The following is a 20289-nucleotide window of genomic DNA, read 5'->3' as shown; positions in this document are numbered from 1 at the left end:
GAAGTATATGATTAAACTATACAAAAAAAATATTTCAATTTTTCACAACCAAAATATTGGAAATATGATGAAGAATTTATGGATCGTAATGATGATGCTGTTATCGTTGAGTGCGTATGCACAAGAAGTGACAGTTCAAGGGACAGTGACCGATGAAGCAGGCGAAGGTTTGCCCGGAGTCAATGTGTTGGATGTTAATACTGGGCAAGGAGCCGTTACCGATATTGATGGAAACTTTAAAGTAGAAATTGGTGAAGATGCAACCATTAGTTTTAGTTATATCGGATACAAATCACAGAATGTATTGGTGGGTAGCAGATCCAGAATCGATGTGGTTTTAATTGAAGATATACAGCAACTTTCTGAGATTGTTGTTATCGGATATGGACAAGTAGAGAAAAAGGATGCGACGGGTGTCGTAGCTGAAGTAAATGCTGAAGACTTTAACAAAGGAGTACTAGTATCACCAGATAGATTGTTGGCAGGTAAGGTGGCTGGAGTTCAGATAGCTACACCGGGAGGTCAGCCTGGTGCAGCGGGTAAAATTAGAATTCGTGGTGCTAGTTCTTTGAATTATAGCAATGAACCACTCATTGTAGTAGACGGTGTGCCCATCGATACCCAGGGACACAACCCAGGAGGATTTAGTCGTGGACGAAGTGCATTGAATTTCATCAATCCTGCAGATGTTGAAAGTATGACTGTTTTGAAGGATGCTTCAGCGGCGGCTATATATGGATCCAGAGCAGCAAACGGCGTAATTATTATTACAACAAAAAAAGGTGATCAAGGAAAATTAAAAGTAACCTATGACGGTACAGTTACTATGTCGCAGTTTACTCAAAAACCTGATTTTTTCTCTTCCAATCAATTCAGACAAGTGGTAGATCTGAAAGAACCAGGTGAACTCAATAAACTTGGCGATGCCAATACTGATTGGATGAAAGAGATTACTCAAAACGCTATTGGCCAAAGGCATATGGTTACATTGAGCAAAGCTGATGAACTAAATAACTTTTACTTATCAGGCAATCTGATGAGAAATGAAGGTGTATTGAAAACTTCAGAAACGAACAACAACAATGTCTCGGCAAGATATGAAAGAAAGTTACTCAATAGTGATTTGACTATTAAAGTGAATGCTAAAGGGGGTTGGTCTGACGACAGATATGCTCCTGAGGTGACTAATCAAGCAATGGTTTTTGATCCTACTCAACCTGTCATGCAGGAAGGGAGTCCGTATAACGGGTATTTCGAGTGGGCGCCTAAATTAGCCACCAGAAACCCAGTAGCACAAATAAATAATACGAATGAGACAGGATATGTCAATCGCTATCTGGGAAATATTCAGGCCATCTATTCCCTCCCTTTTATTGAAGGAATGAGTGTAAACCTAAATGGATCGTACGACTACCAAGAAGGCAACAGAAGAAAAGTAGAAGATTCATTGACCTATACAGGAATAAACAGTAATCAAAGAGGGTTTCTGTTCAACGAAGATTTCGAAATTAAAAGTAAAATGCTCGAAGCATTTGTCAACTACAAAAAAGTACTGCCAGGGATAGATTCTGAGGTAGATGTTGTAGGCGGATATTCGTATCAGCAATGGAACAATGAGTTTGAAAACTATCGATTAGATTCCTTGCAGTATGCTTATTCATCTGCGGGGGAGCTCAACCCGTCTTTTATCGATCAGCAAGACAGTATTACACTAGAGAATAGATTGATTTCATTTTTTGGAAGAGTAAACTACACTTTGAAAGATAAATACTTGTTGACATTCACGCTGAGAAGAGATGGATCCACAAGGTTTGCAAAAGCTAATCGATGGGGTTTATTTCCATCAATGGCAGCAGCTTGGCGAATTATAGATGAAGATTTTATGGATCCTACCAAAAATGTTCTTAGTGAGCTAAAAATTAGGGGAGGTTATGGAGTAACTGGTAATCAAGAGATTCCAGATTATCGATACGTTTCTCTATATGAAATAGGCTTTCCAGATGCTTCTTATCAGTTAGGTAATCAATTTATACAAACACTAAGACCAACAGGGGCTGACCCTTCTATAAAGTGGGAGGAAACTAGAAGTTGGAATGTCGGAATGGACTTCGGGTTCTTAGAAGGTAGATTGCACGGATCATTCGAGTACTATAACAGAACAACCGAAGACCTACTTTTTGTAGTGACAATTCCAGCTGGCACCAATGTAAGAGACCGTTTATTGAAAAATATCGGATCGATCGAAAACAGTGGAATTGAATTGAGCTTAAACAGTACGATTTACAACAAAGAAAACTTTGGTTGGGATGTGTCTTTCAATATATCTAAAAATAAAAACAAGGTACTTTCACTTAGTAGTGGAGGAGGGGATAATATCATTTATGAAGAAGGAGGAATCTCGGGCGATGTGGGCCAGACGATTCAAGTGCTGAAAGTGGGTGAACCTGCATTTTCATTTAGAACATTTGAGCAAAAATACAATGCTGATGGTAGCCCAGTCAATGATGTTCAGGATGCCAATGGCGACGGTACTGCCAATTCTTTGGATATGTATGTGGATCAGGACGATAATGGTGTGATCAATGATCAAGATTTGGTAATTGATAAAAGCCCGGATCCTAAATGGATGTTGGGTCTAACTTCAAACTTGAGGTATAAAAAATTTGATTTGAGCTTTACATTCAGAGGCAATTTTGGCAATTATGCTTACAATAATGTTTCCTCAGCCAATGGAGCTTTTGATCGAATCACTGATGCTCAAGTATTGAACAATATTCATAAATCGGCTTTCAATACCAACTTTAGAGCAAAACAACTGAAGTCTGATTACTATTTGGAGGATGCTTCTTTTGTGAAACTGGATAATATTTCGCTTGGTTATACTTTCGACCAATTGAAATTTGCTAGAATCAGACTATACGCTACAGCTCAAAACATCTTGACTATTACTAATTACTCAGGCTTAGACCCGGAGATAAGTATTGGAGCAGATGGTAGAAGTAGCAACGGGATAGATAACAATCTATACCCTCGATCTTTAACCGCGATTTTTGGAGTAAACGTTTCATTTTAATTGAATACAGCCATGAAAAAATTAATAATCATATTAACAATAATAGCATCTGGATGTATGGATTTAGATGTTCAGCCCAAAAATGGATTAACAGAAGCGGTGGCTTTCTCGGATTCAGAATCTTACAGACTATACTTATCTAAACTTTATGGTAGCTTCATGCTCACTGGGCAAGATGGCCCAGATGGCGATGCAGATTTATCAATCATCAATGATGAGGGATTTTCGAGTTATATCAGAGCCTACTGGAAAGCGCAGGAATTGACGACCGATGAGGCTGTAATTTCTTGGACTGATGCAGGAATCAGAGAAATGCATGAGCATTCTTGGACAGCTGGCAACCAGTTTGTACGTGTATTGTACTACCGCATATTTTATACGATAGCATTGAGTAATGATTTTTTAAATCAATCTTCAGAGAGCAATTTGGACGCGTATGGTATTACCGAAGCTGATAGAGTGGAAATCCGTGCATTTAGAAATGAAGCACGATTCATAAGAGCATTGTCCTATTTCCATGCATTAGATTTTTATAGGAGCGTACCGTTACTAACAAGCATTACTTCCGAATTGCCTTTCCAGGCTGAGCCTAAGGCATTGTTTGATTTTATTGTGCAGGAATTGGAGGATGTTGAAGCCAATTTGCCAGATCCTAAGGCCAATCAGTACGGCCGAGCGGATAAAGCAGCGGTTTGGATGTTGCAAGCACAATTGTATTTGAATGCAGAAGTGTTTATCGGTGAGTCCATGTATGATCAAGTATTAACCGTAACAGAAAAAGTAATTGCAGCTGGTTATACATTGACACCGAATTACGATGATTTGTTTAAAGCAGATAATCATACTTCTACAGAGGTAATTTTCGCTTTCTCTTCAGATGGAGTTTCTAGCTTGAATTGGGGAGGGACTACTTTTATGGTTAACGCAGCAATAGGTGGTTTTATGAACGATAATATTGTTGACGGTACAGAAAAAGTGATTGATGGTGGAGATGGTACCGAGGTTTCACTGCCTGATGAGGGGCTAACAAACTACGGCGTAGGTGGTGGCTGGGCAGGCATGCGGACTACAAGTGCTATGTTGGATAAATTTCAGTTCGGAACTCCGTCTCAAGATCCAAGAGGTATATTTTATTCGAATGGGCAATCTCTAGAAATAGAGGACATTGCAGAATTTCAGGAAGGTATTGCTGTACCCAAATTTGTAAACAATACCTCCGACGGAACAGCCGGATCTAATGTAGATCAAGTGGACACTGATTTTCCTTACTTTAGAGTAGCAGATGCTTATCTGATGTATGCTGAAGCTGTGGTGAGAAGTGGAAACGGAAATAGAGCCACCGCTGTACAACTCATTAATGAGCTAAGAGAAAGAGCGTATGGAGATGCATCGGCCAATATCTCCGATGCGGATTTGACTACAGCGTTTGTAATGGATGAAAGAGTCAGAGAATTGTATTGGGAAGCAACAAGAAGAAGAGACCTGATTCGAGATAATAAATTCACAAAGAATTATGTATGGCCTTGGAAAGGCAATGAGAAAGATGGGATAGAAACTGAGGATTTCAGAATCATCTTCCCAATTCCAAGTTCAGAGCTGGAATCCAATCCAAACATGGTTCAGAATGATCCAAATTATTAAACAAAAATTCATGAACAAACCGTGGTCAATGCTTTGGCCACTGTTTGTTCTTCCATTATTTGCTTATCAGTACCAAAGGATCGAACTATTGCGTAATGATGAGTTCAATTTAAATCGATGGGGTGAACGGTCTGTTTTTTACGAAATTTTCGTTCAGTCTTATGCAGACTCCAACGGCGATGGGATTGGAGATATTCCTGGAATGACCTCAAAGTTGGACTACCTGAGCGACCTTGGAATTGATGCCATTTGGTTGATGCCGATGTCACCATCGCCAAGTTATCACAAGTATGATGTGATCGACTATAGAGCAATTCATCCAGATTATGGTACCATGGATGATTTCAAGACTTTCATCAAGGAAGCCCATAAGCGCAACATCAAAATTGTGATGGATTTTGTGATCAACCATAGTGGATATGACCATCCATGGTTTCAAGATGCAATGAAAGGCAAAGATGCCAAATACAGAGACTATTATGTATGGGCGGACAAAGATTCAATTGCAGCACAAATTGCTAAAAAAGAAATCTCATTCGATTCAGACAATATCCGCCAGTGGCATCCAGTAGATGAGAAAAACCCAGTGGGAGAACACTATTATGGATTTTTCTATGGAGGAATGCCAGATTTAAATTACGACAATCCAGCTGTGAGGAATGAAATGTATGCTGCAGGAAAATTTTGGCTGGAAGAAGTAGGTGTGGATGGGTTTAGGTTGGATGCAGCCAAACACATATATCCGGACGACCGGGCTTCTGATAGTCATGCATTCTGGAAAGAATTTAAAACCGAAATGGAAAAGGTAAATCCTGATGTTTATTTGATAGGGGAGGTTTGGGCAGATGCAGGCACAGCTTCACCTTATGCGGCAGGTTTTACTTCTTTATTCAATTTTGATCGAGCTTTTAGTATTCTGGAATCAATTAATAAGGAAAGAGTAGTGGCGGCAAATATCGCAGGCCACGGCTATGAAATAGATTCTAATGCGAATTTTCCGGAGGTAATCAACACATCTTTGCCTTGGTTTAAAAAGTACAACTCTGATTTTGTTGAAGCAAGTTTTTTAAGTAATCATGACCAGAATCGAGTGGCTTCTGTACTGACAGGAGATGTGTCTAAAATTAAGCTTTCGGCTTCGTTGCTATTTACTTTGCCGGGTACGCCTTATGTATACTATGGTGAAGAAATTGGCATGTTGGGTATGAAGCCGGACGAGAACATTAGAGAGCCTATGCTTTGGGATGAGCGGTCCAAAGATCAAATGAGAACTTCCTGGATGGAAGCAACTTTTACTACAGATAAATCTGTTAGCTCAGTGACAGTTCAACAAAAAGACAATAACTCAATTTTAAATCACTACAAGACATTGATTGCATTAAAAAAGCAAGAAGTTTTTGCTCTTGGAGATATTCAGCATTTAGATTTTGGCAGCTCATCAATTGTTGCTTTTACCCGATCCTATGGCAACAAATCGGTGGCGGTGGTGCACAATCTTTCTAGCCAATCCGTTGAGTTGGATATTGAGGTTCTTGACCGTTTCCAGAACTTGGTGTGGCAAGAAGGTGAGGTTGATCGATCAGCTTCGACGCTCAAACTTTCTGCAAGGGGGAGTGTCGTGTATAAAAAATAATAAAGACAGTTTTGGGTTACAGGGAATGCCGGGGGGCATTCCCTTTTTTATACGGCTTTTAAGGTTACTGTAAATGTGGTTCCTTCATTGGGTGCTGATTCCCAAGTCAATTTACCTCCTAGCAATTCTGTGTACTTTGCTACTATCGAAAGACCAAGTCCAGTTGAACGTTCTCCCGCTGTAGGTTTTGCACTCAGCCTCTGAAATTTTTTGAACATCAATTGTTGGTCTTCTTCGGTCATTCCGGGGCCTCCATCTGTGAAGTTGATTAGATGGTATCCCTCATTTTGTTCAACTCTAATCCATATGGCTTCACCTAGTGGTGAAAACTTAATTGCATTTGAAAGCAGGTTTTCAAATACATGAAACAAGTACTGTTCAAGGCCCAAGACTCTGTGTTCACCTTCAGTGTCGAGTTGCAATGTAATTTTTTTATCGAGTGCTTGTTGCTTGTAATTAGTTAAAACTTTTTCGAGCACTGGTGATAAATCCAATTCTCTAAAATCTTCTGTAGTCTTCGATTCTATCCTTTCCACATCCAAAATTCGCGTGACCATTTTGTTTAGTCTTCGAGATTCATCTGCGATGTGTTTGATAGAGCCTACTTGACTTTCAGTGAGGTTATCATCCGCAGCAAGCAAACCGGCAAGTGCTGTAATATTATTGATGGGAGCTCGCAGGTCATGGGAAAGGATATTAATGAAGTTATTTTTTTCTTCATCCAATTCTAGGAGCTCATTGTTGCGCTTACTTAGCAATTCATTTTGATTCTCAATCATTGCCCGATGGGCAGTCAGTATTTTATTTGCTTTAGATTTTATTTTGCTCCTATTGAATAAAGCAAAAGCAATAAGAAAAACTATGACCACACAAGCAATGAGCATATTAGTAATGTATTCTTGCTGTTGAACTTGCTTAGACCTTTCTAAAAGCTCCCTGTCCACCAATTCTTTTTCTTTGAGGAGTAGAACCATGTCTTCATCTTCTCCTTGAGAAATACTCTCAATTAAATCATGGACATCTTTTCCTAAATACTTCTGTATGCCTTTGTTTCTCAATACTTCATATTCAGGACTTCCCAAGTATTCGTTTATTGGAATTTCCCAATCACTGCCTTTCTTGAAAATTATGCTAAACCCCACACCCTTAATAGGTAAAATAGGTTGTCGTTTGATGGCAAGGTTATGATTGAGGGCAATCAAATAATTGGGTAGATCCATATAACCAAACCGACCAGGTTTTTCTAATATGCCAGTTAAAATCTCATTACTGGACTCTTTATAGATAATGTTAAAATCGATATTGTGGTCATTCCTAATGTTTTTGAGATACTGATCATAGGTAGTTTCAGCGACTGAAACAGCAGTATACTGCTGGAATTGATCTTTGAATTCGTCCAGTGAATTTACTGTGGGAATTGATTTGTCAGATACCAGTACTTGAATATCGGGGAAGTAAGGATTTGAAAAACCTACCGATTCCTCTCTTAGAGAAGTTCTGGAAATAATGTCTAAACCAAACTCTCCTTCTTTAGGATCATCTTTGATCAATCCGAATACATATTTGAAGCTTTCTTGTGATTGCCAATCTAAATCGATTTGAATACCGTATTTATTCCATAAAAAATACTTAAACCCGACCATCATTTCGTACTCTAGACCTCGCAATGATCCGTCAGATTCTTTGATAAGGAATGGCTCTGTACTACGATAGTATATAGTTATTGATCCTTCTTTTTTCTCTTGAATCTCAGTCCAGTCCAATCCAGACCCAGTCGCATCCGCAAGACAAAAAAAGTACAATACTGTAAAGAAAATGCTTCTAATTACCCTCACGCGCCAAAGATAGCTAATCTGCTCAGAGCAAAAATCTTTGAATGGATTTTATTGGAATGGTATTAAGAATGTCAAAATATGGGTTCAATTCTTCGCAAAATCCAAATAATTGGAGTTTAACATATTATTTTTGTAGATTTAAAGCCGAGTGTATATAAAGCCGTAGTATTAGTTTTCAGCTATATGGATAAAGAATCAAATGAAATGCTAGGCGCCTTCGATGAATGGAAGGATGAAAAATCTACTCAAGAGAATATGACTGAAGACATTAAGAAAAAAAGCGAATCTGTGACTGAGCATCCAAGTGCAAGCAGCTTCGATTTATACAACAAGATATATAATGAGAATGTGCTGCTCATGTACAAAGGGGCGATCACATTCGACTTGGTGACTTCAGTGATTGAAACACTAGATCGAAAGGTGAATATGACGGAGTCTGATAAAAAAGTTCAAAAGCTTTTTTATAGTGCTGCTGTTGAATGTGTTCATAATCTTTACCATCATATGGACGAAGTCAAAGGTCACTTCAAAGAAATTTCTGAGCATGATGCAAAGTCAGGTTTGATTACGGTAATTGCTAAAGAAAAATATTACAATATCATTACTGGCAATTTTATTCCTACCAAGCATACGTATGATTTGAAGGATAAAATAGAGGAAGTAAACAATACAGATAAAAATGGGTTGAGAACACTCTATAAAGAAACCCTCAGCAATGGGGAGTTTTCAGAAAAAGGAACTGCTGGTTTGGGATTAATCCAATTGGCTAGAAAAACTGGAGAGCGTTTGAATTACAAATTTGACAAAGTCAATAGTGAGTATTCCTACTTTACATTCCAGATTAAAATCAACAGAGTTTAGTCTTACTAAGATATTTGATAAGAGAAATCCTGCTTTTAGCAGGATTTTTTTTGTTAACCCAATTTGGATTCAACAATGGCTTGTGCTTCGAGTGTTTTGTGCACCGGGCAGGCATTGGCGATTTGAAGCATTCTTTCTTTTTGCTTGTCATCTAAGTCACCTTCTAATGTAATGATGCGCTCAAAGGTGTCTACTTTTTGAGGTTTTTCTTCACAGCTTTCACAAGCTTCTTTGTAGTCCTTTTCGTGCCTAACCTCAACTCTAATTCTTGTTACTTTCCATTCTTTGCGATTAGCATAAAGTCGAAGGGTTATAGATGTGCAACTGGCAAGGGCACCACATAGTAGGTCATAGGGAGTAGGGCCTTTATTCAACCCCCCAATTTCAACAGGTTCGTCAACTAATCCCATATGACCCTCGGTGTTGACTTGAGTGGTTAGTTCATCTTTGGTAATCGCAACGGCAAATGTACCCATGGTTAATTTGTTTGGTTCAATGATAAAACAATACTCATTGTCGATAGTTCATTTTTATTCTTTGTAATTCTTGAGGTATTGTCTTAATTCACTTGGTGAACTCAGAAAATGAGTCTTATTCTTGTGTTTGCTTTGATTGACTATATCACCGTTGCCTGAGTATAGCATTTTTGTGTTAGTCTTGATCAGCAGATTGTCAATCGTACTAATGAACCTTTCTTTGCGAGGAGTGATGAACATGGTAAAAGTGAGGTCAGGAGAAGTCTGTTGGCAAAGGGTTTCTACATTCTCATGTGGCACATTGGCACCCAAATAGTATGTTTTCCAACCCAGTTCTTTCGCGATGTAGTTTGCAAGCAGCAACCCAATTTCATGATCTTCCCCTTCAAATAAATAGAGTAGCAAACTTGGGGCTTTTGGTGGGGCTGAAGGTAAATTGTCTAGAGCAGATATGATCTTTTGCCTAATGAGGTTAGAGATGAAATGTTCTTGTGCGGGCATCGCTTTGTTGATCCCCCAAAGAACCCCCACATGCTGTAAAAAGGGATATATAAGATTAATGAAGGTATTTACCAATCCACTTTTATTGGCATGAGTGTCGAATAGCTTGTTAAATCTTACTTCATCCAGATCAATCATGGATATGGTCAGTGTCCGAATATCTTCTTGGTTATTATCTGTAGTTTCAAGTAGCAGATTCGATACTAGCTCATGAATCTCCATATCTCCCATGGCCGCTATCTTCGAAATCTTAAAATTGTGCCTTAAAAGAATCCCAACATTGATGAGTTTTTTCAACTGTTCTGCGGAATAGAATCGAATATTAGTATTTGTCCTATGGGGTTTGATAAAACCATATCTGCGCTCCCAAACTCTTAGCGAATGAGCGGAAATACCAGTAAGAGATTCCACTTGTGCGACGGAATAAGTAATCATGTCTAATTATTTAGTGGGTAAATATGAACAAAAAAATCTTTTCATCACCCTTTAATACAAGTCAATTGAGCACATTTTATTAAAAATGTCTAAGAAAAATAATAAAAACATGAACAAAAAAAATAATGTTGCGTAATATTGTCTAAGAAAAACAAAAATATGTTAGACATGAAAACTAAAATCTTATTATCCCTTTTGTTATTATTCAGTGTTTCAATCATCATGGTAAGCTGTGATGATGATGACGACGGTATGAATGATGGATCATCAAATGATATTGTGGCCGTATTACAGGCCAACGATTTCAACGTATTGGCAGCAGCTGCAACGCAGGCTGGCCTGATTGAAACGTTACAGGGTGACGGCCCATTTACGGTATTTGCACCAACGGATGCCGCTTTCGTTCAATTGTTGACCGATTTGGGTCTTGAAGGCTTAGGTGATATATCAAACTCAGATCTGGTTGAAATTTTGACCTATCATGTGGTGGCAGCAGAGGTGTTTTCCGCTGATGTGACTGACGGAAACGTGGCTACAGTAAATGGTGCTGAAATAACTCTGGCTACCTCTGGAGGTATTACTGTCAATGGAGTCTCAGTGGTTTCTCCGTTTGATTTGGATGCTTCTAATGGTGTTGTTCATGCCATTGAAAAAGTATTAATTCCAGAAGGCTTCGAATTGTCTCCAACTAAAGATATTGTTGAAACAGCAGTGGCAAGTGGCTATGGTTCACTGGCTGCAGCATTAACAAGAGCAGATTTGATTAGTGCACTCGAAGCAGATGGGCCATTCACAGTTTTTGCTCCTACAGATGAGGCATTTGCTGCATTATTAAATACTATAGGTCAAGAGAGTATTGACGACGTCCCAGTGGACGTACTTGCTGAAATCTTAAAATATCATGTTGTAAGTGGATCAGTGCCATCTTCAGCTGTGACTGCTGGCAATGTCGCCACCTTGCAAGGTGATGAGGTGACATTGGCAACAGAAGGAGGTATTACAGTCAATGGCGCCAAAGTGATTAGCCCATTTGATGTAGAAACGACCAATGGTATAATTCATACTATAGATGCTGTACTTGTTCCTGAGGATATATTGGCTTTCGTAGGAACTGTATTAGAACCAGCTTACTTCAATAAAAACTTTACAACATTGATATCTGCTGCTGTAAAAGCGGATCTAGTTTCTACGCTTTTGGACGCAGACGAACTGACAATTTTTGCTCCAACTAATGATGCTTTCTCAGCCTCTGGAATTGACCTGGATGCAGCAAGTTCAGCAACAGTAGCAGATATTCTAAAGTATCATGTGCTAGGAGAGAAAGTGCTTAGTACTCAAATACCAGCAAGTGCTACTACACTGCAGGAAGATGATATCTTTTTCTCCTTATTGGTGGATGGCAACTATATCAACGGATCTGCAGAGATTACAACTGTGGATGTTGAATCAGGTACGGGTGTAGTGCATGTGATTAATGACGTCTTGGAGCCAGCAGCAGGGACAATTGTAGATGTTACTTCAGCACTTGCGGATGACGGATCGTTCACTACTCTTTTGGCTGCTCTCACAAGAACTGCTGGAGAAGGTTCACCACAAGATTTGGTAGCTGTGTTGAATGGAGTAGGCCCATATACGGTATTTGCACCAACGGATGCGGCATTTACCGAATTATTGAACAGCAATGAGTCATGGAGCTCAATTAATGATATTCCGATTGCCACCTTAGTGGATGTATTAAAATATCATGTTGTTTCAGGAAGAGTGTATGATGTAGACTTATCTGGCGCACTCACTGCCAACAAGGTAGCATCGGTAGAAGGTACAGATCTTACATTTGATTTGGAAGAGTTGACAATCAACACAAGTGCGAACATCACAGGTACGAATGTTCATGCTACGAACGGAGTTATACATGTGATCGACGAAGTATTGTTGGTCCCATAAAGAAACGTAATTGGTTATTGTAGAGTGAAGATCGAGGGCGAGACGCGTCCTCGATCCTTTAAAATTTCAAAGATATGTTTAAAAAATATTTTCAGAATTCCGCTAAGAAAAAGTTAGAAAAGAAATACGCAAAGTTGCTTAAGGAGGCTTACCGTTTATCTACAATCAATAGAACGCTAAGTGATCAAAAGATAGCAGAAGCAAATCACGTCCTTCAACAAATCAATTCTTAAACTAAAAATCATGGTATCATTTTTAAAAAGAAATTCTCAGTCGACTAAGGAGAAGCTGGAAGAACGGTACAATAGGATATTATCTGAAGTACATGAATTTACCACTCAAAAGGGAATATTTATTGACCGAAGACTAGAGCAAAAACTGGCTGAGGCTCAGAAAATATTTCATCAGCTTTCAAAATTATAGTAATGGCATTTTATCAATTCTATAAGGCACAAGTAGTCGACGCGACAAGGGAAGAATTATGGAATTTCATTTCCTCTCCAGCTAATCTCAAATTGATAACTCCTGATCACATGGGTTTTGATATTACTTCTTCTCATGGGATAGACAAAATGTACGAAGGCATGATCATCTCATACAGCGTAAGTCCGTTGCCAGGATTTAAAACGGAGTGGGTTACTGAAATTACTCATATTAGAGACAAGGAATTTTTTGTAGATGAGCAACGCATAGGACCATATACGATGTGGCATCATCAGCACATTTTAGAAGAAATTGATAAGGTGATGGTGATGAAAGATATTATCTCCTATCAACCACCATTTGGTTTTCTAGGAGCTATTGCCAATCATTTATTGATCACAAAGAAGCTCAATGAAATTTTCGATTATAGGGAGAAAGCTATAGACGACTATTTCAATGCGGTGAATTCCACACAGATGACACTTGTGTGAAATTTGATAAATTGAAGAATGAAGGTCTTACTCACCGGAGCTACTGGATATATTGGTAAAAGATTACTTTTAGAATTAGTTCGTAATGAGCATCACGTAATCTGCTGTGTTAGGGATGAAAACCGATTCAATCCTCCTGAATCTATTCGAGAAAATTTGGAGGTATTAGAAATTGACTTTCTGAACCCTTCACCTACAATTACGCTTCCTACTGACATAGATGCAGCGTATTACCTCATGCACTCCATGAGCACAGATGCTGACTATGAAAAGTTGGAGTTGCAAGTAGCCGAAAATTTTACCAAACTGACAGAGAATACTGAAATCCAGCAGGTCATATACTTAAGCGGCATTGTGAATGAATCTGCTTTGTCCAAACACCTGTCTTCTCGAAAAGCTGTAGAAAATAAGCTCTCAGAAGGAAAGTATCACCTGACCACTTTGAGAGCAGGAATTATTATTGGTTCTGGCAGTGCCTCATTTGAAATTATTCGGGATTTGGTAGAAAAATTGCCGGTCATGATCACTCCAAAATGGTTGAATACCAAATGTCAGCCCATCGGCATCAAGGATGTAATCGATATTTTGTCTAGCAGCTTAGGAAAAGAAAAACTTTATAACAAAAATTTAGACATTGGAGGGCCAGACGTACTGAGTTACAAACAAATGCTCTTGCAATACGCACAGGTTCGAAAGCTCAAGCGGTTCATTTTCACTGTACCTGTCATGACACCACGGTTATCTTCCTACTGGTTGTATTTCGTGACTTCCACGTCTTATAAATTGGCTACTGCTTTGGTTAGTAGTATGAAGGTTGAGGTGGTCTGTCGGGACAGCAGAATTAATCAAACCCTGGATGTTAAGCCTAAACCTTATAAAGAATGCCTCAGGAAGACCTTTATGAAAATTGAAGATCATGAAATGGTCTCTAGCTGGACGGATGCGCTAGGTAGTGGTGTGATGAACAATCATTTGTCAGAATTTTTGAATGTGCCTACCTATGGTTGTTTTAAGGACCAACGGAGCTCATTGATGTTTAATAAAAAACGAACGATCGATCGAATTTGGCAGATAGGAGGAGAAACAGGCTGGTATCATGCCACCTGGTTGTGGAGAATGAGAGGCTTTATGGATAAATTGTTTGGTGGTGTAGGCTTGCGGAGAGGTAGGCGGCACCCGAGCCAACTAGCCACTGGAGATGCTGTTGATTTTTGGAGGGTGTTACTAGCTGATAAAAGTAATGGTAGGTTGTTGTTGTTTGCGGAGATGAAGCTACCAGGAGAGGCTTGGTTAGAATTCAAAATCATAGGCGAAGAATTGGTGCAAACGGCCACTTTTAGGCCTACAGGCATTTTGGGTCGGTTATATTGGTATATGGTATATCCGTTTCATGGAATCGTCTTCAATGGCATGGTAAAGGAATTGGCGAAATAGTATGGATATAGTAATATTTTGGTTCAGGAGAGACTTAAGGCTTGAGGATAATACTGCTTTGATAGAAGCTCTAGAGTCTGGTAAACAGGTGTTGCCTTTATTTATTTTCGATCAGCAAATATTGAATGAATTACCATGGAACGATGCCCGCGTTTCATTCATTTACGATGAGCTGGGTAAAATACACGAGGAATTAAGGCAACTGGGTAGTTCGTTGATTGTGCGACATGGCAACCCAGAAGAAGTATGGAAGGAATTGATAGATGAATATGAGATTCAGTCAATTTATGTGAATGAAGACTATGAGCCTTATGCGATTCAAAGGGATGAAAAAATTAAGCAATTAGCAGACTCCCAAGGAATTGATTTTCTTCAATTCAAAGATCAAGTAATTTTTGGGCCAAATGAGATACTAAAGCCTTCTGATCACAAACCATATACGATTTATACGCCTTACAAAAACAAATGGCTTGAGAAATTCAGACAATCGCCAACAAATCCTTTGCCTGCCATTAAAAGAAATCACTTTCTAAAAGTCAATGAAGAGTTTCCCGCCATCGAGAAAATTGGGTTCCAAAAAAGTGCGATAAAAGTTAGGGCCTATGATTTATCAAATGTTGGTCAGTATCAACAATCCAGAGACTTTCCTGCACAGGATGGGACCAGTTATTTGAGTGTTCACTTGAGATTTGGAACCATAAGCGTGAGACAAGTAATCGATCAGCTAGGTGAGAGTGATCAAGTCTTTTTGAGTGAATTGATTTGGAGGGAGTTTTTTATGCAGATTCTATTTCATTTCCCTGAAGTGATCAACGAGAATTTCAAGGCTAAATATGACGGTATTGTCTGGAGAAATGATGAAGACGAATTTGAAAAGTGGAAGAAAGGAGATACAGGCTATCCTTTAGTGGACGCCGGGATGAGACAACTCAATCAAACTGGTTATATGCATAATCGAGTGCGTATGGTGGTCGCGAGTTTTCTTTGTAAGCATTTGCTGATCGATTGGCGATGGGGGGAGGCTTATTTTGCTGAGAAATTGTTGGATTATGAACTTTCATCCAATAATGGAAACTGGCAGTGGTCGGCCGGAACTGGCTGCGATGCAGCACCCTATTTTAGAATTTTTAACCCAACTGAGCAACTCAAGAAATTTGACCCTGATATGGAGTACACAAAAAAATGGGTGACAGATTTTTTACCACCCATTGTAGATCATAAGTTCGCTAGACAAAGAGCTTTGGAAGCTTACAAAGCAGGAATCAATTCTAATTAGGCAAAAGCCACATTTTCTAATTTTCCATCCGCAAAACTGGTGCAACGCATCGCATCTCTGAGTACACCTGGTTTCAACATAGATTTGTTGAGCAACATACGTACACATTCCTGAATACCTTCTATAATAGAAGGGTGAGGGTGAATAAGTTCAGCTAACTCCTCTATTCCCTTATTCATAGAGATCAGTAGTGCCACAGCCTCAATCGAACTCGAAGCGTGTTCACCCACTACCCGCATACCTAGCACTCTCATTTCTTCATCATTAGAGACAATGACTTTGATAAATCCTTCGGTATTTCTCATGGCGATCGCTCTGGAAATACAACTGTAGTCCAGACTCACTACCTTATGAGGAATATTTTGTTCACGGGCCCTTATTTCGTTTAAACCAACACCGGCTACCTCAGGAGCGAGGAACATAATGGTAGAAATATTTTCATAAATTAGGTCCTTTTCAGGTTCTCCAAATATTTTTTCGATAGAATAGCGACCTTCAAGTTCTCCGACATTCACCAAAGCAATATCAGCCGTGATATCACCTACCGCATATATATTCGGAACTGAAGTCTGAGTAAGGTCATCGATAATTCCTCTGCTATCCATATTGATTTTTACAGAAGCAGAGAGGAGGTTTTCATAGTTAGGGATACGACCAACAGAAACAAGTGCTTTTTCTACATGGAATATTTCTTTCGAACCGTTTTCGTACTCTAGAGTATAAACGACCATGCCGTTTTCTACTTTCATTTCGACTAGTTTGGAGCTTCTATGAATCAGTACCTCTTTGCTTTCGAGATTTTGTTCGATGATTTTTACAATATCTTCATCTTCGAAAGGTAGAATACGATCTCCTTTATCGATCATATGTACTTTAGTCTGTCCGAAGTTGGAAAAAATAGTGGCAAACTCACAACCAATCACTCCTGCACCGACAATTACCATGCTTTTTGGAAACTCTTTGAGGTTTTCAATCCCGTCACTGGTCAGGATAATGTTTTCATCGATCGGAATGTTGTCCAATTTTCTTGGGCGGCTACCAGTAGCTAATATGATGTTATCAGCTTCAATTTCGAATTCACCATCTTCGGTACGAACTACTACAACATTCTCTCCAACAACTTTAGCTATACCCTGACGGAAATGGAATAAATCAGCCCCTGCATTCAAGTTGATGTTGTGCATGTGATGCTCCAACAATTCGCGTCTTTTACTCACTGCTTTATTAACCTCTTCCTTGAGGATTTGAAAATTATGCTTTGGCGTTGGGACGTTAGTGGCTTTACAGTGCGACCGAAGAGCAAATGCTTCTCTTGAAAGCTCCCACCAGGTCTTACTTGAAAGCGCACCATTGTGGATACCGGCTCCACCAATCTTATTCTTCTCTATGAGTAATACTTTCTTTTTGAAATCTACCGCTCTCATCGCTGCAGCATACCCTGCTGGTCCGCCGCCTATTACGCATACATCGTACTTATCCATGTTGAATATCAAGTTTTAAATTAGGGTAGCTGATTGAGTCCTATATAAAATTTAAGAATAAAAATTAATATTAGTAATAAAATGACACTTATATCTGATAAATCTGCTTCTATTTTATTTCAGGATAGCAATTGTCATAATATGATTATAATTGTATATCCTGAACTATTGGTATCCTAATCTTCATGTCAAAAATTACAAAATAAACTCCCAATGCTAAAGAGAAATATTGCAGCATTAATACTTACTATTGTGTCCTTGAGCTTGTTGTATCCTGGACTTACAAAACCTATTCTTCAGGTGGTCATCTCTGCAGAATTACCAATCATCGGAAAAACTACATTTTACGAACAGACCCAAAGTATCTTAGAAACAGTAGATACTTTGTATAACACAAACAATAAGTTCGTAGCTATATTGATTTTTCTTTTCAGTGTGATTATCCCTTTCACTAAAGGGGCTATTATACTTGCCGTACTTCTGGTTAAAAATTTTGCTTATAAGTCTAAGCTTTATCGATTCGTTTTCATTATTGGGAAATGGTCTATGGCGGATGTATTTGTAGTAGGCGTTTTTATGGCATTTTTATCCACTCAATCTAATAGCTCAATTGAAGCTAATTTGCTTGAAGGATTCAATTATTTCGCCTTTTACTGCATTTTATCTTTGCTTGGCATTCAGATGACTACGATTGACAAACCAGAGACCAACTAAATGTTTCAAAAGCTTAAAATACTCTGGGTAACGCTGTTAGCAATTTTTCTGACTTGTTTTTTACTGTTTGAATACATGGATGAAAGTTTGCCCGACGGCCAGTTGGGTGAAGAAGCTGACGCTTTGGCTCAAAAAATGCTCTATTCAATTAATGATTCGGCATGGCAAAATACTGGTGCGGTCAGTTGGGGTTATGATGACCGTACTTTTATTTGGGATCGCAAAAGGCATTTTACGCAAGTCAATTTTGATGGCAATCAAGTGTTACTTGATATAAATAATCGAAAAGGATATATCATTGAAAGTGCTAAAGACTTGTCTGTAGAAGAAAAAGTGGAAACTTGTCACTGGGCTTGGCGATATTGGTGCAATGATTCATTTTGGCTTAATCCCATTAGTAAAATATTTGATCCAGGAACCGAACGACGCATTGTTGATTGGCACGGAAAGAAATCGCTGATGGTCACATATACTTCAGGTGGATCAACACCTGGAGATTCCTATTTGTGGATTTTAGATGATAATGGCCTACCAACTAGTTGGAAACTTTGGGTTTCAATTATTCCTATTGGAGGCATGCGATTTAGCTGGGATAAATGGGTAAAATTAGAAACTGGGGTGTTGATATCAACACATCACTTCAATACTTTAAAAACGATACCCTTACATAGTCCGGTCGGAAAAACAGATTTATCTATGATGTTTGAAGAGGATATTTTTCAGCCATTAGTGACCTCTGAACTTTTGATATCATTTTAAATAATTGAACAAGCGCTCCGAATAAACCATAACCAAATAGAGCGCCTGCCAATTACTATTCTTATATGGACTCTCCTTTATTTATTTTCTCTTCAATCCCATTCAGATATTCAATGTAATTGGTTGGAGCCATAAGCTTTGTTTTAGCTAGATGTTTGAGAGCCTTTTTTGAATTGCCATTTATATATTCAGCTCTCGTAGCGCCCAAGTAAACATACCAGGTGTCTGGAAATCTAATTATCATTTGATTGAAAAACTGAAGGGACATTCTATTCCTTCCTTGGTCTGATAAACGCTTCCCAACCCAATAGTCGCTTTGAACATTATTCATTAGAGGAATGGCCTCAACCATCATTTGATCTGATTCCTCTTTTTGCCCCAATGCCCATAGAATAGAAGATTTGGTACTCAAATTGGTAAAGTTCTTAGTAGCGGCATAACCTCCATAGCCACCGTTTATGGATCTATTGATCCATGAAAGTGCTTCGTCTAAATTTGTATTCCTTTGTAGGCACCAGTTTGCTGCTGCATTCCATGCTTCCCATGCGTAAGTAGTTTCTCCTCGAAGCTGATATCTGAAGCTGGCTAAAACCGTTTGATTTAAGTCCACTTCAACTTGAATGGGGAGGCGGAGTTTTTCCCATTCAATGGAGACATTTAAGGTGCTATCCGTTCGGTCTGTGAATTCGAAATCCAGTTGCTCTGAATGCTCATTTTCGTCGGGAGTAATTTGAATGCTTAAGACTACATCCTTTTCTTGGTCAAGATAGTAGCTTCCCCAAAGGTTGTCATTATCAGCAAATAAGATCGTCCAATCTTCTGAAGTTGGAATTGCATGTAAGCCATAACTACCTGCTTTCAATGGTTGTCCCATGATAAGGACATCAGTTGAAAAAGAAATGGTGGTGTTCATGTTAGCACCTATTCGCCAAGGAATTGGGTCTCCATTCATTGGAACTACACCTTTCCAGACATCTCGACCATTCACAGCAGGGGAGGAGTAACTGACCATGATATCCGTGATTCCCAGACGTTGAGTTTCTATTACCTTAGGACTCACTTGTGGCATGTCCAATGAATGGTACTGTCCAAATAAAAAAGTAGATGCAAAGCAAAGGCAGCTAGATAAAATGAGATTTTTCATAATTTGAGTTTTTTCAACCAATGTAGGCTCTTTTCTGTCTTGAAAGAAGTCACTTGATGCAGTTGCCCCATTGGATCGGATCAATTGCATTTTAATGACTGGAAATGGAGTTTGTCGGTGTAAATCTTCTGTTGGATGGAATGGATAATGCATTTGGCGTATGAATCA

Annotated in this window: 17 protein-coding genes; 12 read left to right on the top strand and 5 right to left on the bottom strand. The window is 38.9% G+C overall.

The window, feature by feature from the left end:
- Positions 1–64 precede the first annotated feature (64 nt).
- The 3 genes from ACOQO5_RS01300 to ACOQO5_RS01290 are packed head-to-tail and all read left to right on the top strand — an operon-like array spanning position 65 to position 6347.
- Positions 65–3073, top strand: coding sequence for a SusC/RagA family TonB-linked outer membrane protein (locus ACOQO5_RS01300; RefSeq protein ID WP_420579870.1), 3009 nt, complete (start codon positions 65–67; stop codon positions 3071–3073).
- 12 nt (positions 3074–3085) lie between these two features.
- Entirely contained in the window at positions 3086–4714 is a 1629-nt protein-coding gene (locus tag ACOQO5_RS01295; RefSeq protein ID WP_420579869.1) for a RagB/SusD family nutrient uptake outer membrane protein, read from the top strand.
- A 10-nt stretch (positions 4715–4724) separates the two neighbouring features.
- On the top strand, positions 4725–6347 hold the full coding sequence (locus ACOQO5_RS01290; RefSeq protein WP_420579868.1) for an alpha-amylase family glycosyl hydrolase: 1623 nt from the start codon (positions 4725–4727) through the stop codon (positions 6345–6347).
- Positions 6348–6394: 47 nt separating this feature from the next.
- Here the strand turns inward: ACOQO5_RS01290 and ACOQO5_RS01285 are convergent, their stop codons facing one another.
- The gene (locus tag ACOQO5_RS01285; protein WP_420579867.1) at positions 6395–8182 is read right to left on the bottom strand and encodes an ATP-binding protein; all 1788 of its coding nucleotides are present in this window, start codon (positions 8180–8182) and stop codon (positions 6395–6397) included.
- 183 nt (positions 8183–8365) lie between these two features.
- On the opposite strand from ACOQO5_RS01285, the gene ACOQO5_RS01280 reads away from it, so the two are divergent.
- Positions 8366–9043: a SiaB family protein kinase gene (locus ACOQO5_RS01280; protein WP_420579866.1), complete on the top strand. Its 678-nt coding sequence runs from the start codon at positions 8366–8368 to the stop codon at positions 9041–9043.
- Between the two features lie 53 nt (positions 9044–9096).
- Here the strand turns inward: ACOQO5_RS01280 and ACOQO5_RS01275 are convergent, their stop codons facing one another.
- Positions 9097–9519, bottom strand: coding sequence for an OsmC family protein (locus tag ACOQO5_RS01275; protein ID WP_420579865.1), 423 nt, complete (start codon positions 9517–9519; stop codon positions 9097–9099).
- Positions 9520–9573: 54 nt separating this feature from the next.
- Positions 9574–10455 carry a MerR family transcriptional regulator gene (locus tag ACOQO5_RS01270; RefSeq protein ID WP_420579864.1) on the bottom strand — a complete coding sequence of 294 codons (882 nt, stop codon included), beginning with the start codon at positions 10453–10455 and terminating at the stop codon, positions 9574–9576.
- A gap of 168 nt (positions 10456–10623) precedes the next feature.
- On the opposite strand from ACOQO5_RS01270, the gene ACOQO5_RS01265 reads away from it, so the two are divergent.
- The 6 genes from ACOQO5_RS01265 to ACOQO5_RS01240 all read left to right on the top strand — a co-directional run bounded on the left by ACOQO5_RS01265 (position 10624) and on the right by ACOQO5_RS01240 (position 16023).
- A complete protein-coding gene (locus ACOQO5_RS01265) occupies positions 10624–12399 on the top strand; it encodes a fasciclin domain-containing protein (protein ID WP_420579863.1) in 1776 nt (591 codons plus the stop codon).
- A 74-nt stretch (positions 12400–12473) separates the two neighbouring features.
- Positions 12474–12632, top strand: coding sequence for a Lacal_2735 family protein (locus ACOQO5_RS01260; RefSeq protein WP_420579862.1), 159 nt, complete (start codon positions 12474–12476; stop codon positions 12630–12632).
- 10 nt (positions 12633–12642) lie between these two features.
- Complete coding sequence (locus tag ACOQO5_RS01255; RefSeq protein ID WP_420579861.1) at positions 12643–12822, top strand: hypothetical protein; 180 nt, start codon at positions 12643–12645, stop codon at positions 12820–12822.
- Between the two features lie 2 nt (positions 12823–12824).
- The gene (locus ACOQO5_RS01250; RefSeq protein WP_420579860.1) at positions 12825–13313 is read left to right on the top strand and encodes an SRPBCC family protein; all 489 of its coding nucleotides are present in this window, start codon (positions 12825–12827) and stop codon (positions 13311–13313) included.
- Between the two features lie 18 nt (positions 13314–13331).
- The gene (locus tag ACOQO5_RS01245) at positions 13332–14747 is read left to right on the top strand and encodes an SDR family oxidoreductase (protein WP_420579859.1); all 1416 of its coding nucleotides are present in this window, start codon (positions 13332–13334) and stop codon (positions 14745–14747) included.
- A 1-nt stretch (position 14748) separates the two neighbouring features.
- On the top strand, positions 14749–16023 hold the full coding sequence (locus tag ACOQO5_RS01240) for a cryptochrome/photolyase family protein (RefSeq protein WP_420579858.1): 1275 nt from the start codon (positions 14749–14751) through the stop codon (positions 16021–16023).
- On the opposite strand, the gene ACOQO5_RS01235 is transcribed toward ACOQO5_RS01240, so the two are convergent.
- Positions 16020–17504: a dihydrolipoyl dehydrogenase family protein gene (locus tag ACOQO5_RS01235; RefSeq protein WP_420579857.1), complete on the bottom strand. Its 1485-nt coding sequence runs from the start codon at positions 17502–17504 to the stop codon at positions 16020–16022. The two genes, ACOQO5_RS01240 and ACOQO5_RS01235, sit on opposite strands and share 4 nt — an antisense overlap.
- A 213-nt stretch (positions 17505–17717) precedes the next feature.
- Between ACOQO5_RS01235 and ACOQO5_RS01230 the strand changes: the two genes are divergently transcribed.
- Together ACOQO5_RS01230 and ACOQO5_RS01225 are read left to right on the top strand one after the other, a co-directional pair.
- Positions 17718–18218, top strand: a complete 501-nt coding sequence (locus tag ACOQO5_RS01230) for a paraquat-inducible protein A (RefSeq protein WP_420579856.1) — start codon at positions 17718–17720, stop codon at positions 18216–18218.
- A gap of 75 nt (positions 18219–18293) precedes the next feature.
- A complete protein-coding gene (locus ACOQO5_RS01225) occupies positions 18294–18977 on the top strand; it encodes a hypothetical protein (protein ID WP_420579855.1) in 684 nt (227 codons plus the stop codon).
- Between the two features lie 61 nt (positions 18978–19038).
- On the opposite strand, the gene ACOQO5_RS01220 is transcribed toward ACOQO5_RS01225, so the two are convergent.
- Positions 19039–20274 carry a DUF2911 domain-containing protein gene (locus ACOQO5_RS01220; RefSeq protein WP_420579854.1) on the bottom strand — a complete coding sequence of 412 codons (1236 nt, stop codon included), beginning with the start codon at positions 20272–20274 and terminating at the stop codon, positions 19039–19041.
- Between the last annotated feature and the right edge of the window lie 15 nt (positions 20275–20289).

Source organism: Reichenbachiella sp. (assembly GCF_965223055.1).
Lineage (GTDB): Bacteria > Bacteroidota > Bacteroidia > Cytophagales > Cyclobacteriaceae > Reichenbachiella.
The sequence above is the reverse complement of the archived record's forward strand: the minus strand, read 5'-3'. Positions and strand labels throughout refer to the sequence as shown.